We start from the raw sequence: 13,987 nt of genomic DNA, 5'->3' as shown, positions 1-13,987 counted from the left end.
CGGCCGGCGGTGCAGGGCCGGAGGGTGTCACCGCCGAGGCGGCTTGCGGTACGTGACCGGTTTGTCGCCCTTCCCGGGGAACGCCATGATCAGCAGACGTTGGCCACCCCCTCGCTCTCCCTTCCACTTGAACCAGTCGTAGTGCACGCGGATCCGGTAGTGCCCCGCCCGGCCGTTGAGCGACAGGTCGGGGAATTCGGTTCCGCTCAGATCGTCCCTGAGCACGATGCCGCCGGTGGGGCTCTGGTAGCCGACCTCGGCGACGTGGTCCCAGCCTTTGGTCTCCACCGGCGGGCGGCGGGTGTAGGTCTCCAGGGTGACGCAGAGCTCGTAGTCGGAGTGCGTCAGGATCGTCAGGTGGCCGGGGCGGGCGGCCACCAGACCGTTGTCCTGAGCCTTGTCGAGCAGGCCGTCCTCGTACGGGTCGCTGTCGTCCCCGGTCGGCTCGTACGCCTCCACGACCCCGTAGTCCGTCCACTGGGGTTCCTTCATCCGGATCGCCTTGACCGGTTCGATGAGCGGACGGTGGGCCGGCCTCGAATCGCACATGCGCTGCGCGTCGGCCTCCCACTCCCGCATGTCCCGGTCCTGTGCGGCGGCCGCGGCCTTGACCGCGGCGCCGGCGCCGGGGCAGATCTCCGCGAGGGGGTGGGTCAGAGCGTCGCGCGTCAGTCCCAGTGCCGTCCGGAGGTGGGCGACCTCCTGAGGATCGTTGCGGGTGTAGATGCCGCACAGCCAGCGGGCGTGGTCGAGGACCATGGCGTCAGGCGTGGTGGCGGCGAGTTTGATCACGTTCGCCTGCCGGAGGGAGCACACGAGTCGCTGGTTCCGGGTGAGCTTCGGCCCCTCGGCTTCCCATTCCTCGCGCGGGGCGCAGTCTTCGGCCGCGGTGACCGGCCCGCGGACCAGGTCCGCCACGGGCACGAACGCCAGCGCGACCAGCGTGGCGACCTGGGCCAGGACGAGCATACGGCGGCGCGAGCGCCGGGCCAGCGGGGTCGGGTACACGAACGGCAGGAGCAGGGCGGAGGCGAGCAAGGCCGCGCTGTACCACGCCGGTGAGATGCCGATGAAGATCTCACCGCCGTGCTTCTCGGTGAACAGGCTCTCCGGGTAGATCTGCGTGCCTTCGTAGAAGCCGCCGAAGTCCTCCGGCACGGGCGTCGCCGTGAGCGCGCTGACGAAGCCCACGGCCGCGGCGACGATCAGCGCCACCGTCGTGAACCGAAGGATGCCGCGGGTCCGGCGCAGGACAGCGGCCAGGATCAGCAGCGCGGGACCGCCGACGCCGACGAAGACGTCCAGGACGAGCCAGGTCAGAGCGTTCCCGCTCCCCCCGTCCACGCGGACGAACTGCTCGATCACGCCTCTGGGGCCGATCCAGTGGTACCTGCCGTACGCGATGTTGACGGCGGCGGGGACCAGCGGCAGCGCCACGGCGACGGCGGCCAACGGCCACCACCGGGCCGCCGGCCGCTCCGGCACGTGTCCCGCGTCCGGCCGCGGAAGGGGGCCCGACAGCTCGTGGGCGGTCCTGGCATTCCAGACCAGCCCGAAGACACTGGCAGCACCGAGGAGCGTGTAAACCGTGAGGATGCTGGGAAACCCGCCGCCACCGAACGAGACCATCCCGGCGGGCTGGAGAACCGACACCACCTGAGCGATGACGCCTGTCCCTACGGTCACCACGCTCCAGCGGCCATCCTTGGCCTGAGCGATGAGGATCGACACCGACCACGCCAGCCAGACGTAGCCGTACCCTCCGGCCAGGGTCAAGATCCGCTCGACGGAGTGCAGGTCGAGCAGCTCGGCGATCTCCTCCCCGAGGCTGCTCACAGCGGCGATGGTCCCGACGACGAGGGAGAACAGCCGCAGCCTGCGCGAGACGGTGTCCCGAAGCACCAGGAAGAACAGCCAGACGATGGCCAGTTGGACACACCCGGAGGCGATTCCCGTCACCGACCAGACCCAGTAGATCTCCCAGGCGCGCACCAGCGGAATGCTGACGATGCTGACCAGGCTGTAGCCGACGCCGAGATACAGGGCGAGCCGCAGCAACCCGACCTTCCTGCCCCGCCGCGTCAGCTCGCCCCTGACGCGCCCCCGCAGCACCTGCCACAGGGCCCACGCCTGAAGCGCTCCGATAAGGATCAGGACGACCGTCAGCCCCCACGACACGGTGAGGGTTTCTTCACCGGACCCGAGAAACCAGTCCATGTCGGAGTCATGAGTGACGATCGTCCAGAGGAGATCACTCTTGGCGGTGGTCAGCGCGAGGACACCCAGCACGGCGACCACGGCGAGGTAGCCGAGCGCGATCAGGGTAGCGATCCTGCCGAAACGGTAGCGACGCATAGCCATCTCATCTGGGGTGAAGCCGTCAAAGCGCCTAACCCTAGCGAGTCACCGAGAAGTTGGGCGCCCATTCCTACTACCTGGGCGCCGCTCCACTGTTCCGCCCCGGTGGCTACCGGTGGGACGGCACCACCTGGTATCGCCCACACAGCCGCAGCCTCGCTCAGCCTGATGAAACTTTCTGCCCCGAACTCACCGCAGACCAGCTCCTCAGCCTCACCTGATCGATCTCGGAAGCACCCTCGGCATGCTGGACCATCCCGCCGCCGCGCTGCTCGCCACCCAGGAGGGGGCATCCGTCGCAACCTGGCCCCACCGATCCCGATGGACATCGGCCCTGCTGGCGGGCTGACTGACCGTTTGACAGCTCAGCGCAGTCACCCCAACACTTTCGCCATCGGCCCGAAATTTTCGACCCACTACCGGCGATCCGGGTAACCCCGCCGCGACACGGTCCGCCGGCCGCCGACCGCACGACTACAGGCCGACCCCGCCGTGTCCCACGACTCCGACGTGGCGGTGGGCCGTCCCCTGGCCGCCATCGGCCCCGCCGGGCGAGTCACGCCACCTGGCCCGCGCCGAAGTTTACGAGGAGGAAGCACGCCCATGAACGACGCTCCTGCCCACCCGAAGCGCCGCGGACGCGGCCCCAGCAGGCTGCTGCTCATCGGCCGCGCCTGCGTGCTGACCCTGGTAGCGGTCACGATGATGCTGCCGGGCACCGCCGACGCCGCCGTGACGACCAACCAGACCGGCACCAACAACGGCTACTTCTTCTCGTTCTGGACCGACAGCCAGGGCACGGTCTCCATGGAGCTGGGGTCCGGCGGCAACTACAGCACCTCGTGGCGCAACACCAACAACTTCGTCGCCGGCAAGGGCTGGAAGCCCGGCACCCGCAGGACCGTGACCTACTCGGGCAGCTTCAACCCCTCCGGCAACGCGTACCTGACGCTGTACGGCTGGACCAGAAGCCCGCTGGTGGAGTACTACATCGTCGACAACTGGGGCACCTACCGGCCCACGGGCACCTTCAAGGGCACGGTCACCAGCGACGGCGGCACCTACGACGTCTACATGACGACCCGGTACAACGCCCCCTCCATCGACGGCAACCAGACGTTCAACCAGTACTGGAGTGTCCGGCAGCAGAAGAAGACCGGCGGCACCATCACCGCGGGCAACCACTTCGACGCGTGGGCCCGTTACGGGATGAGCCTGGGCAACCACGACTACCAGATCATGGCCACCGAGGGCTACCAGAGCAGCGGCAGCTCCAACATCACGGTGGGCGGCTCCACCCCCAGCCCCACCCCCACGCCCACTCCGACCCTCACCTCCAGCCCGTCGCCTTCGGTCACACCCACGTCCGGAGGCGGCCCCTGCCGCGTGTCCTACGTCAAGAACGAGTGGAACAACGGCTTCACCGCCACCGTCACGGTCACCAACTCCGGTAGCAGCGCCATCAACGGCTGGACCCTGACCTGGCCCTTCTCCAGCGGCCAGCAGATCACCAGCTCCTGGAACGCCACCGTCACCCAGAGCGGCTCGTCGGTCACGGCCCGCAACGTCGCTTACAACGGCTCCCTGGCCCCCGGCGCCAACACCTCCTTCGGCTTCCAGGGCACCCACACCGGCAACAACCCCAACCCCACCTCCTTCACCCTCAACGGCTCGGCCTGCACCGCCGGCTGACCGCGATAGCACTGGGAGCGGGCACCAGGTGGTGCCCGCTCCCTTCGTGTCCGCGTCTGTCGAGCGTCGCGAGCGCGTCCCCCGGCACGGCGATGGGGCGGCCGGCCACCGGCATTTCCGCGTACCGAAACGGGAACCGTTACGTGGGCTCGTTCCGATGATGGGGTGTGAGCGCCGTACCTGAGCCCAGCGACGCGGAGCTGCTGGCCGCGACCACGGCCGGCGACCGCGCCGCGTTCGAGGCGCTGTACCGGCGCTACGGGCCGTGGCTGGCGGTCCGGCTGCGGTACCGGTGCCCGGACGCCGCCCTGGTGGACGACGCGGTGCAGGAGACGTTCCTGGCGGTATGGCGTGGTTCGGCAAGGTATCGGGAGAACGGTGACGTCGCCGGCTGGCTGTGGCAGATCGGCTTCCGGCGGCTGGTCGACGCGATCCGCGGGCAACGCTCCCGGGACAGGCTGCTGCGGCTGCTGGCCGGTCGCCGCCGGCGCACCGCTCCCTCGGCGGAGGAGGAGCTACTGCTCGGGGTGGAGTACGGCGACCTGGCCGGAGCGCTGACCCGCCTGTCCCCGGAGCTGCGCGCCGTCATGCAGGCCACGGTGCTGGACGGGCTGAGCACGCACGAGGCGGCCGCGCTGCTGGGTATCCCGGTGGGCACCGTCAAGACCCGGGCGATGCGAGCGCGGCGGCAACTACGCGAGCACCTGACATGACGACGCCGGGAGGTGGGCGATGAGCGCCGATGACTGGCACGTCTCGGACGATGACCTGCGGGCCTACGCCGACGGCGCGGCGCGGCCGCCGTGGCTGTGGTCGACCGAGGCGCACCTCGGGACCTGCCCGCGCTGCCGCCGACGGCTGGCCCGGCGCGCCGACCCGGCCGCGGTCCGCGCCGGCTGGGCACGGCTGGACGCCGAACTGGACGCACCCCGGCCCGGCCCCGTCGAAGCGCTCCTGGTGCGGCTGGGTGTGGCGGCGCACACCGCACGGCTGCTGGCCTGCACGCCGGGGCTGCGCAGCTCGTGGCTCGCCGCGGTGGGCCTCACCTTGGCGGTCACCACCGGCGCCGCGCACCTGGCCCGGTCGATGACGGTGCCGATCCCGCTGCTGGCGATCGCCCCGCTGCTCCCGCTGATCGGCGTGGCGATCTCGTTCGGCCCGCGCGTGGACCCCAGTCACGAGCTGGCCGTCGTCGCGCCGTTGCACACCTTCCGCCTGCTGTTGCTGCGCTGCGCGGCGGTGCTGTCCACGACCACGGCGCTGACCGGCGTGGCCAGCGTCGCGGTGCCGGCGTACGGCGCGGTGGTGCTCGGCTGGCTCGCGCCGTCGCTGGCGTTGACCTTGCTGAGCCTGGCCCTGATGCCCCGGTTGGGCCCGGTCACGGCGCCGCTCGCCGTGGGATTCGGCTGGCTGGCGCTGCTGGGGGCCACCGTGCATGGAACCACCGGCGAGTCGGTCCTGTTCACCGCGCCAGGCCAGGCCGGGCTCGCGGCCGGTGCCGCGGTGGCGGCGATGGCCCTGTGGAAGGTCCGCACCGCCTTCGACACCACCCACCACCTGGGCCGCGTCGCCGGCCCGAGCACGAGGAGGACGATGTGACGACGGTGCGGGCCGAGGGACTGTCACTGCGGTTCGGACGTACGGCAGCACTGGAGGACGTGTCGTTCACGCTGCACGACGGGGTCACCGGGCTGCTCGGGCCGAACGGCGCGGGCAAGACCACGCTGCTGCGCATCCTGGCCACCGCGATCCCGGCGGACGCCGGGCGGTTGCGCATCCTCGGCGCGGACCCACGTGGCGCCGCCGGGCGGCTGGCGGTCCGGCGCCGCCTCGGGTACCTGCCGCAGAACCCCGGCTTCCACCAGCACTTCACCGCGTTCGAGTTCGTCGACTACATCGCGATCCTCAAGGAGATCGTGGACGGCCGGCACGACGAAGTACGCCGAGTGCTGCACGCGGCCGGCCTGGACGACCAGCGTGGCAAGAAGATCAAAACCCTGTCCGGGGGGATGCGCCAGCGCGTCGGGCTTGCCGCGGCACTGCTCGGCGACCCGGCACTGGTGATCCTCGACGAGCCCACCGTCGGCCTGGATCCCGAGCAGCGGCTGCGGTTCCGCGAGCTCATCGCGCATACCGGCGAGGGCCGTACCGTGCTGCTGTCCACCCACCAGACCGAGGACGTGGCCACCGTATGCCAGCGCGTCATCGTCCTGAACCAGGGCCGGATCCGGTTCGAGGGCGAGCCGGTGGCGCTGGCCGGCGTGGCGCGCGACCGGGTGTGGACGAGCCCGGCCCGCGCGGACGGCGCGCTCGCCGCGTGGCGCACCGGCAACGGTGACTACCACAACATCGGCGACCCGCCGCCTGACGCGCGGCTGGTCGACCCGAGCATCGAGGACGGTTACCTGATGCTGCTCGACTCCGCGAGCCTCGATGGACGTGCGGCATGACCGTCGTGCTGACCGAGGCACCCGGCACCCCGGCGGCCGACGCCACGGCGCCGCGCCGGGCCGTCCTGGCCCTGGCCCGGGTGGAGTCGGTACGGATGCTCCGGCACCCGGTGACCCTCGCCGCGACCCTCTTGCTGGCCGGCAGCTGGGTGTCCGCCTGGTTCGCGATCGGGACCACCCGCTATCCCGTGCTGCAGGAACTCGACCGCGACAGCGCGATAGGCATGATGATCCTGCTCGGCGGCGCGGCGCTGATCGTCGGCAACCTCGCCGTGCTGCGGGCACGGCGCGACGGCACCACGGGCCTGAGCCAGGTGCTCGTCCTGCCGGACCACGCGCGTACCCTCGCGCACCTGCTCGCCGTGCTCCCACTGGCCCTGGCCGGCGCCGTCCTGATCGTCGCCCGCATGGCGGTCCTCGCGATCTGCGCTCCGGCCGCGGGCCACCCGAACCCGTACGAACTCGCGATCGGGCCGGCCACCGTCCTGCTGCTCGGCGCGCTCGGCGTACTGCTGGGCCGGCTCACCCGGTCGGCGGTCCTCGCGCCCCTGGCACTGCTGGTCCTGCTCACCGGCCTCGTCGTCCTCGAACCGCTCTTCCACGGCGGAAAGGCCCTGTGGCTGGCACCGCAGGGCGGACCGGCCCACGAGATGCCCACGCCGGTATCCCTGATGGCCCGTCCGGCCGCGGCCCACCTCGGGTATCTCCTCGGCCTGACCGGGCTGCTGGCCGCCGCCGCCGTGCTGCGCGCCGGTGCCCGTGGCGTCCGGGTGGCCGTGGCCGGGGCGGTGGCGCTGGCCTGCACGGTGGCGGGCGGTACGGCACAGCTGTCCCCGCCGAGTGCCGCCGTCGCCGCCGGACGGGCCGCGGTCATGAAACACCCGTCCAAGCACGAGACCTGCCAGGAGCTCGGACACGTCACCTACTGCGCCTTCGCGGGATTCACCCGCTGGATCCCGGCGTGGAACACGGTCGTACAGGCCGTCGTGGCCCAGGTACCCGCTACGGCCCGGTCCACCCGGCTGACCGTCCGGCAACGCGTCGTGGTCCTGGCCTTCGACCGCGGGACCGGGCCGGCGGAGCTGCTCGCCGCGTGGCAGGCGGACGACGCCGCCGCCGGAACCCCCCGGGCGGTCGGCGTCGGCACCCAATGGGGTGACGGCCGCGCCACCGCCGACCTCGCCGCGCAGGTCGCGTACCGGCTGGTCACCGGCCGGACCGGCGCGGCACGCGCCGGGGAACTCGGCGGCACCACCGTCTGCGGCGGCGCGGGCGTACTCGTCGTCTGGCTCACCGGGCAGACCGGCGCACAGGCCAAAACCGGGCTGCGCCTGCTCGCCGAGGAGGCGCGCGGTGAACGAGACGGCGTCTCGTTCTACGAGACGCAGCTGTTCCCCACCGTCCACGTACCGGCGGCCGAACTCACGGTGGCGACGCACGCGCTGGCCCGCCCCCACGCCGACATCGCCGCCCGCGTCCGGCGATCCTGGGTCACGCTGACCGCACCCGGCACCACCGCCGCGCAGGCCGCGCGGATCCTCGGCGTACCCGCCCCGGCCACGAGCACAGCCTGCTGATGAACCCCCGGGCCCTCTACCCCCTGCTGCGGTCCACCGCGCACGCCGTCACGTGGCGGCCGATGGTGGCCGGTGCCGCCCTGGGACCGGTCATCCTGCTCATACCCGGAGCGCTGACCGAACGGCTGACCGGCACCCACCTGACCACACTGGCCCGCGTCGCGGCGATCTGCGTCGCGCTCGGCACGGCGTTCCTCCTCGACGACCCCGCCACCCGCAGCACCCCCGCCGTGCCGACCCCGCGCCTGGCCCGCAACCTGATCCGGGTCACTCTGGCCGTACCGGTCGTCGCGCTGTGGTGGACGCTCACTCTCGGCCTCGCCACGTCGACCGGCCACCCCGCCGCCGAACACCTGCCCGTCGCCGCGTTGACCCTGGAGGCCGCGGCCCTGCTGGCCGCCGCCCTCGCCCTGGCCGCCGTCGCGCAACGCCGCACCGCCGACGGGAACACCGGCGTCATCGCGGCACCGGCCGTGCTGCTGCTCGCGACCGTCGCCTGGCTCCTGCCGCACCCGGCGGCACTGATCCTCCCGCCTGCCGACCCGCAATGGACGGCGTCGCACCACCGCTGGACCGCCGTCCTCGCGACCGCGCTCGTGACGTTCCTGTGGGCCGGCCGTGAGCGGGAACGGCGGCGCGGATGGCGGCTCACCGTCATCGCCGCTCTGGTGCCGCTGGTAGGCGGGGCCATGATGTTCGCCTTCCGCGGTGCCGGTGACCAGCCCACCGCGCCGCCGCCGGGGGTCGTCGGCACCGCAGCGCACGCGTGGAGGCAGATCGTGCCGCGAGGCGACTGCCGGTGCGCCGACGGCAGCAGGTTCTCCTTCTGGGAGCGGCAGGCCGATCCGACCAGGGTCGTGCTGTTCCTGAACGGCGGGGGCGTCTGCTGGGACGCCGAGATGTGCGCCTTCACCAGCACCGGCCAGCCGGGCGAGAACGAGTTCTACGACTGGAACGACCAAGGCGGCGAGAGACCGTACGACCAACAGTCCGGCTTCTTCGACCTGACCCGCGCCGACAACCCGTTCGCCGGATACTCGATCATCTTCCTGACCTCCTGCACCGGCGACGCGCACCTGGGCGACGTCGCCCAGAAGTACTCACCGGCCCTGACCGTCCAGCACCGCGGCTACGTCAACGGCACCGCGGCCCTCGACCACCTGGCCACGCACTATCCGAGCGCCGCTCAGGTCGTCGTCATAGGCAAGACCGCGGGTTCGATCGCCGCCCCCCTCTACGGTGGCCTGGTCACCGACCGACTCCCGCACGCCAAGGTCACGGTGTTCGCCGCACAGTCCGGCGCCTGGCCCGACAACCCCGACTTCAACACCAAGATCCTCGGCAAGGCATGGGGCGCCTACGACGCCGTCCCCGCATGGGCCGTCGACGGCGTCACCGTCCACGACTGGAGCATCCCCCGTTTCTGGATCCAAGCCGCCCACCATGCCCCCCGGCTCGTCCTGTCCCGCTTCGACCACGCCTTCGACCCCGCCGCCACAGCAGAGGTGACCCAATGGCTGCCCGGAACCCCCCCGAACCTCCTGGCCGTCCTCAACACCAACGAAGCCGCGATCGAAACCGCCGGCGTGACTCTCCACAGCTACACAGCCCCCGGCAACGGCCACGGCCTCTTCGAGTTCGACACCTTCTACACCCTCAAGGTCCAAGACACCCGCCTGACCGACTGGCTCAAACAACTCACAACCAACCATCCCCCCGACGACGTCCACTGCGACAAATGCCACCAATGACAATCTGAAACTGAACCGCGCCGGGATCGCTGGAGGCTTCGATGTGCCCCAGCCTCGGTGGGGTTGTCTTAGCCGGACCATCTACGTCTGGCTGCGTAAAGAGCGCATCGACACCAGTCCGGAACCCGGTCCGACCTTCCCACTCACATCCCAGGGGCCTCTGCGGGGAGCTTGGTCTCGTGGTCGGTCTCGGCCGCGCTCAGGTTCGTCTTGGTCACGTTCGCACCCGTCAGGTCCGCGCCCTTGAGGTTCACGTCCTTCAGGTCCGCCCCACGTAGGTCCGCCCCGCGTAGGCTCGCTCCACTCAGGTTCGCGTGGCGCAGGTCTGCCCCGCGCAGGTTGGCGCTGAACAGGTCCACACCGCTCAGGTTCGCCCAGCTCAGGTTCGCCTGAGTCAGGTCCGCCTTGAACAGGTCCACTCCACGCAGGTCCGCGGCGTTCAGGTTCGCCTCGCTGAGGTCTGCCATGAACAGGACCGCGTGGGGCAAGTCCGCATGCTCCAGATACGCCTTGTGCAGATTGGCGCCGGACAGGTCCGTGTAGGCCAGGTTGGCCCCGTTCAGATGGGTCCCACTCAGGTCTGCCTGGGTCAGGATGGCCGTGCCGAGGTTCAGGCCGCTCAGATCCGCGCCTGGTACACGAATATGCGCCAAGTCGCAGCCGCAGGCCCATTCGTGTCCCAGCTCGATGCTCGGCGCGTCGTAGACGCTGCCGAGTACGGTCAGAGCCATCTGTACGTCTGTGACAGGCTGCCCGAGCGACGGGAGCTTCGACATCGAATGGTGCTCGCGTATGTATGCGGCCATGACATTGACGGTCGTCACGCGATCTCGTTGAGAATTCCGCGCCAGACGTCGCAGCGTGTGGATCGCGTCCAGGCGGACCTCGATCTTCGCGGAACTGAGCTGCTCCACGGCCTTGGTGTACCTGTTGGCGCTCTCTCCTTGTTGCGAGGTCCTCGTAGACCTGGCGTCGGCGTAGACCAGACCCCCTGCCGCCAGCAGCAACCCGAGGACGAGGCCCCAGGTGCTCATCCGCCGAAGAAGAGTCCCCGGTTCGGGGATGAGCGCGTCGAAGGATTCCTCAGACAGGCGGGCTTCGATCTCCCCCGGCACGAGTGGCCGCAGGCCGCGGCGTTGACGCAGTCCGCCTGCGAACCAGCAACCGACGCCGATCAGGAGGGCGACGGCCGCGAGAGTGGTGAGCGCCACGGAAGGGAGATCCGCTGTGGAGTACGGCGGCACCATGTAGCGGGGAAGCCGATCCAGGATCGGACGCCACCAGGCGGAGTCGGGTGCGCCGGCGAGCAGGTAGAAGGCCACGGTGGCGATGACGACGATGACGACCACGCTGACCGACCAGATCCAGGCCCGCCGCAGACGCGCTTGCCGTGATGTCACAGCAAACATTCGACCTGAAGGTGAATGCCGAATGTAAGCCGTTCGACGGAACTATCACTTTGGTGACTCGTCCGACTTCGGCTGTGAACAGGCGTGAGTGGCGCTGGGAACGTCCTCACGGACAGCGCTGGGCCGCCCATCCCACGCCCTGCCGGGTCAGATGTGGTGATGGCCGTCGCGCTTGATGTCTTCGGCGAATGTGCGCCACTCTTTGCCGGAAAAGATCAGTACTGGGCCTGAAGGGGTCTTGCTGTCGCGTATGGCCCGGGCGCCGTCTGCGAGCTGTGCTACCTCGACGCAGTTTTCGCTGTTTGCCGTGCTGTGAGACGACTTGCGCCAGGGGAGCGAGGACTGGGTGAGGTCCATGGGGGGTCCTGTCTACTTCAGGTGTCTGATCAGCTCTTCAATGTATGACACCGAGTCGACTGCGCTCAGGGCAGAGGCGCGGAGGTAGCCGTACATTTCGCGATAGTGGGCGACATCTTCGGGTTGCTCTAGGTACAGGTCGCCGGCGACTCCAATTCCGACGTAGACGATGCTTGGGTCGTCTTTCGGGGCGCGGTAGTTGAGGATCGTGAAGTTGCCCTCCATGCTGGCGTGTGCGCCTACGGCGTCGGGGAGTACCTGGAGGCTGATGTTGGGGGCCTCGGCGAGTTGGCGTAGGTGTTGCAGTTGGTCGCGCATGACGGTGTGGCCGCCTACGTGCTTGCGTAGGGCGGCTTCGTCGATGACCACCGCTAGGGAGGGTGGGTCCTCGCGGGTGAGGATTCGTTGGCGGGCCAGGCGGGCGGCGACTCGACGGGTGATTTCTTCCTCTCGTAGTACGCGGCCGCCTCTGAAGACGGCGGCTGCGTAGGCCTCGGTTTGGAGTAGGCCGGGAACTACTACGATCTCGAAGCTGTTGATCTCGGCTGCTTCCCATTCGAGCCCTACCAGGGCGCCGCCGAGGATGCCTTGGAATTCTTCCTCCCACCAGCCGCGGCGGTTGCTTTCGCGTACTAGCTGGGTCATGGCGGTTCGGGTGCGTTCGTCTTTGACGCCGTACAGATCCAGCATGTCCATTACGTCGCCGATGGTGGGCTTGCGCCACTCGTTGCGTTCGATGCGGGTCAGTTTGCTCGGCTGCCAGCCGAGTTGTTTCGCGGCTTCCTTGGAGTTCAGGCCTGCTGCGTCCCTGAACTGGAGTAGTGCCAGAGAAAGCCGACGGCGCCTGACCGTGGGGCTGTGCGACATGCGGGCTCCCATTGCCGTCTTACGGGACCAAAGGCGAAGAAATGCAGCCTAACAGACATTTGGGTATTGCTTGCTTTAGGTATTGCGCTTGACGGAATTTGCAAGTCACTATGGGTCTCGCCTTACACCACAGGGAGTGTACGACCGGTGACTCACGGCGTTCGGTGAACTGCGGGCTTTCGGTATCTCGATGAGATTCGGTGTGCTCGCTGGTGCGTCGTGCGACCGGACGGCATCAGAGCATCGACGCGGTGGCGATCTGGACGGCTTACCGGCGCTCGGTCGCTCACTCTCTGGGGATCCCCCGCTGTCCCTCCCCCACGTGGGGATCGTCAGGGAGACCGTATGACCGATTTCTTGGCCGTTTATCCCGGCCGCTGCTGGGACGTGCCCCACGCTCCAGAGGCTGTGGCCGAGACTCGTGCCCTTGTGCGCGCGGCCCTAACCGAGTGGGGGGTGCCCGCTCTGATCTCCGACGCCGAGTTGCTCGTGAGCGAGCTCGTCACCAACGCCCTGGTGCACGGCGCCGCACCGATCGTGCTGGCGCTGAACGTCATCGGGCCTGCGATGCTGGCCGGCACGGTGCATGACGGGGGTGGCGATCCCCTGTGCCTACGTGCGTCCAGCCCTGACGACACCGGTGGACGGGGGCTCGCGATCATCCGCGCTCTGGCCACCAGTTGGGGGGTGTGGCCTGAACCGGGTGGCAAGCCCGGCAAGACCGTATGGTTCATCCTCACCGCCCCGCTCCCGGTCGGCCTCCACGAGTCCCTTCCCGTCATCGCTGACCGCGAGGTGGAGCCATGATTCCCGCATACCTCGCCGTCCCTCGTCCGGGGCCGAAAGAGCGCCCTGGCGCCTGAAAGCGAGAACCACTGCCTGAGCGGCTCGGCATGCCCCTCTCGCTGACCGGTCTGGCGCTCCTCGCTGACCGGCTAGGCGCCGTACGCCGGCGCCGGAATCCGCCGTACGACGTCTCAGCGCGCCGGCGCCGGAGACGGGGTGGTTCGGGGGGACCACGAGGGTCGGGCGGGGTGTGTACGGATGTGCGGTGGCCGACCGTCCGGGGGGCGAGGGGGGCGAAGCCCCCTGGGAAAACAGCCCGAGCCGGAAGGCGCCCTGGCGCCTGGAGGCGAGGACCATGTCCTGAACGCCCCGGTACCCCCTCATTGACCCGGTTGGGCTCCGTACGACGGCGGCGGGAGTCGCCATACATCGTCTTGCCTGGGTCTGCGCCGGTCTGGGGGTGCAGGGGGTACGAAAGGACAGGGCGGTGCGTACGGATGTGCGGTGGCCAACTGTCCGGGGGTTCGGGGGGCGAGGGGGGCGAAGCCCCCTGGGAAACACAGCCCGAGCCGGAAGGCGCCCTGGCGCCTGGAGGCGAGGACGATGCCTTGAGCGGTCCGGCACACCTCGCCTAGCGGCCTGCTCGATCGGACCTACACTCCCCGCTGGCGGGTTGGGTGCCGTGCGGCGGTGCTGGGCTCGCCGTCTACGTCGCGGGGTCGCGGGGGCGGAGCAGGGGG

At 69.8% G+C, this 13,987-nt stretch carries 11 protein-coding genes; 7 read left to right on the top strand and 4 right to left on the bottom strand.

The genetic code is table 11. The features are described 5' to 3' along the window. Positions 1-27 precede the first annotated feature (27 nt). Entirely contained in the window at positions 28-2,355 is a 2,328-nt protein-coding gene (locus ACFP1K_RS04970) for a hypothetical protein (RefSeq protein WP_380747340.1), read from the bottom strand. Between the two features lie 606 nt (positions 2,356-2,961). On the opposite strand from ACFP1K_RS04970, the gene ACFP1K_RS04965 reads away from it, so the two are divergent. The 6 genes from ACFP1K_RS04965 (at position 2,962) to ACFP1K_RS04940 (ending at position 9,828) form a co-directional block, all read left to right on the top strand. Continuing rightward, entirely contained in the window at positions 2,962-4,050 is a 1,089-nt protein-coding gene (locus tag ACFP1K_RS04965) for a glycoside hydrolase family 11 protein (protein ID WP_380747337.1), read from the top strand. Between the two features lie 167 nt (positions 4,051-4,217). Continuing rightward, positions 4,218-4,763, top strand: a complete 546-nt coding sequence (locus ACFP1K_RS04960) for an RNA polymerase sigma factor (protein ID WP_380747333.1) — start codon at positions 4,218-4,220, stop codon at positions 4,761-4,763. A 19-nt stretch (positions 4,764-4,782) separates the two neighbouring features. Beyond that, a complete protein-coding gene (locus ACFP1K_RS04955) occupies positions 4,783-5,649 on the top strand; it encodes a zf-HC2 domain-containing protein (protein WP_380747331.1) in 867 nt (288 codons plus the stop codon). Next, the gene (locus ACFP1K_RS04950; protein WP_380747329.1) at positions 5,646-6,500 is read left to right on the top strand and encodes an ABC transporter ATP-binding protein; all 855 of its coding nucleotides are present in this window, start codon (positions 5,646-5,648) and stop codon (positions 6,498-6,500) included. The genes ACFP1K_RS04955 and ACFP1K_RS04950 overlap by 4 nt, the downstream gene beginning before the upstream one ends. Continuing rightward, on the top strand, positions 6,497-8,077 hold the full coding sequence (locus ACFP1K_RS04945) for a hypothetical protein (RefSeq protein ID WP_380747327.1): 1,581 nt from the start codon (positions 6,497-6,499) through the stop codon (positions 8,075-8,077). The genes ACFP1K_RS04950 and ACFP1K_RS04945 overlap by 4 nt, the downstream gene beginning before the upstream one ends. Beyond that, positions 8,077-9,828, top strand: coding sequence for a pectin acetylesterase-family hydrolase (locus ACFP1K_RS04940; RefSeq protein ID WP_380747325.1), 1,752 nt, complete (start codon positions 8,077-8,079; stop codon positions 9,826-9,828). The genes ACFP1K_RS04945 and ACFP1K_RS04940 overlap by 1 nt, the downstream gene beginning before the upstream one ends. A 143-nt stretch (positions 9,829-9,971) precedes the next feature. Here the strand turns inward: ACFP1K_RS04940 and ACFP1K_RS04935 are convergent, their stop codons facing one another. The 3 genes from ACFP1K_RS04935 to ACFP1K_RS04925 all read right to left on the bottom strand — a co-directional run bounded on the left by ACFP1K_RS04935 (position 9,972) and on the right by ACFP1K_RS04925 (position 12,461). Next, positions 9,972-11,177, bottom strand: coding sequence for a pentapeptide repeat-containing protein (locus ACFP1K_RS04935; RefSeq protein ID WP_380747323.1), 1,206 nt, complete (start codon positions 11,175-11,177; stop codon positions 9,972-9,974). A gap of 207 nt (positions 11,178-11,384) precedes the next feature. Beyond that, entirely contained in the window at positions 11,385-11,594 is a 210-nt protein-coding gene (locus ACFP1K_RS04930; protein ID WP_380747321.1) for a DUF397 domain-containing protein, read from the bottom strand. A 12-nt stretch (positions 11,595-11,606) separates the two neighbouring features. Beyond that, positions 11,607-12,461, bottom strand: coding sequence for a helix-turn-helix domain-containing protein (locus tag ACFP1K_RS04925; protein ID WP_380747319.1), 855 nt, complete (start codon positions 12,459-12,461; stop codon positions 11,607-11,609). 345 nt (positions 12,462-12,806) lie between these two features. On the opposite strand from ACFP1K_RS04925, the gene ACFP1K_RS04920 reads away from it, so the two are divergent. Further along, positions 12,807-13,268, top strand: a complete 462-nt coding sequence (locus ACFP1K_RS04920; protein ID WP_380747317.1) for an ATP-binding protein — start codon at positions 12,807-12,809, stop codon at positions 13,266-13,268. The last annotated feature ends 719 nt before the right edge of the window (positions 13,269-13,987 follow it).

Origin of the sequence: Sphaerisporangium aureirubrum (assembly GCF_042658925.1) — a bacterium.
In the GTDB taxonomy this organism is placed as follows: Bacteria; Actinomycetota; Actinomycetes; order Streptosporangiales; family Streptosporangiaceae; genus Sphaerisporangium; species Sphaerisporangium aureirubrum.
The sequence above is the reverse complement of the archived record's forward strand: the minus strand, read 5'-3'. Positions and strand labels throughout refer to the sequence as shown.

Coding starts and splice junctions, on each gene's coding strand:
- ACFP1K_RS04970 (WP_380747340.1), bottom strand. CDS start 2,355: ATGCGTCGCTACCGTTTCGGCAGGATCGCTACCCTGATCGCGCTCGGC.
- ACFP1K_RS04965 (WP_380747337.1), top strand. CDS start 2,962: ATGAACGACGCTCCTGCCCACCCGAAGCGCCGCGGACGCGGCCCCAGC.
- ACFP1K_RS04955 (WP_380747331.1), top strand. CDS start 4,783: ATGAGCGCCGATGACTGGCACGTCTCGGACGATGACCTGCGGGCCTAC.
- ACFP1K_RS04945 (WP_380747327.1), top strand. CDS start 6,497: ATGACCGTCGTGCTGACCGAGGCACCCGGCACCCCGGCGGCCGACGCC.
- ACFP1K_RS04940 (WP_380747325.1), top strand. CDS start 8,077: ATGAACCCCCGGGCCCTCTACCCCCTGCTGCGGTCCACCGCGCACGCC.
- ACFP1K_RS04930 (WP_380747321.1), bottom strand. CDS start 11,594: ATGGACCTCACCCAGTCCTCGCTCCCCTGGCGCAAGTCGTCTCACAGC.
- ACFP1K_RS04925 (WP_380747319.1), bottom strand. CDS start 12,461: ATGTCGCACAGCCCCACGGTCAGGCGCCGTCGGCTTTCTCTGGCACTA.
- ACFP1K_RS04920 (WP_380747317.1), top strand. CDS start 12,807: ATGACCGATTTCTTGGCCGTTTATCCCGGCCGCTGCTGGGACGTGCCC.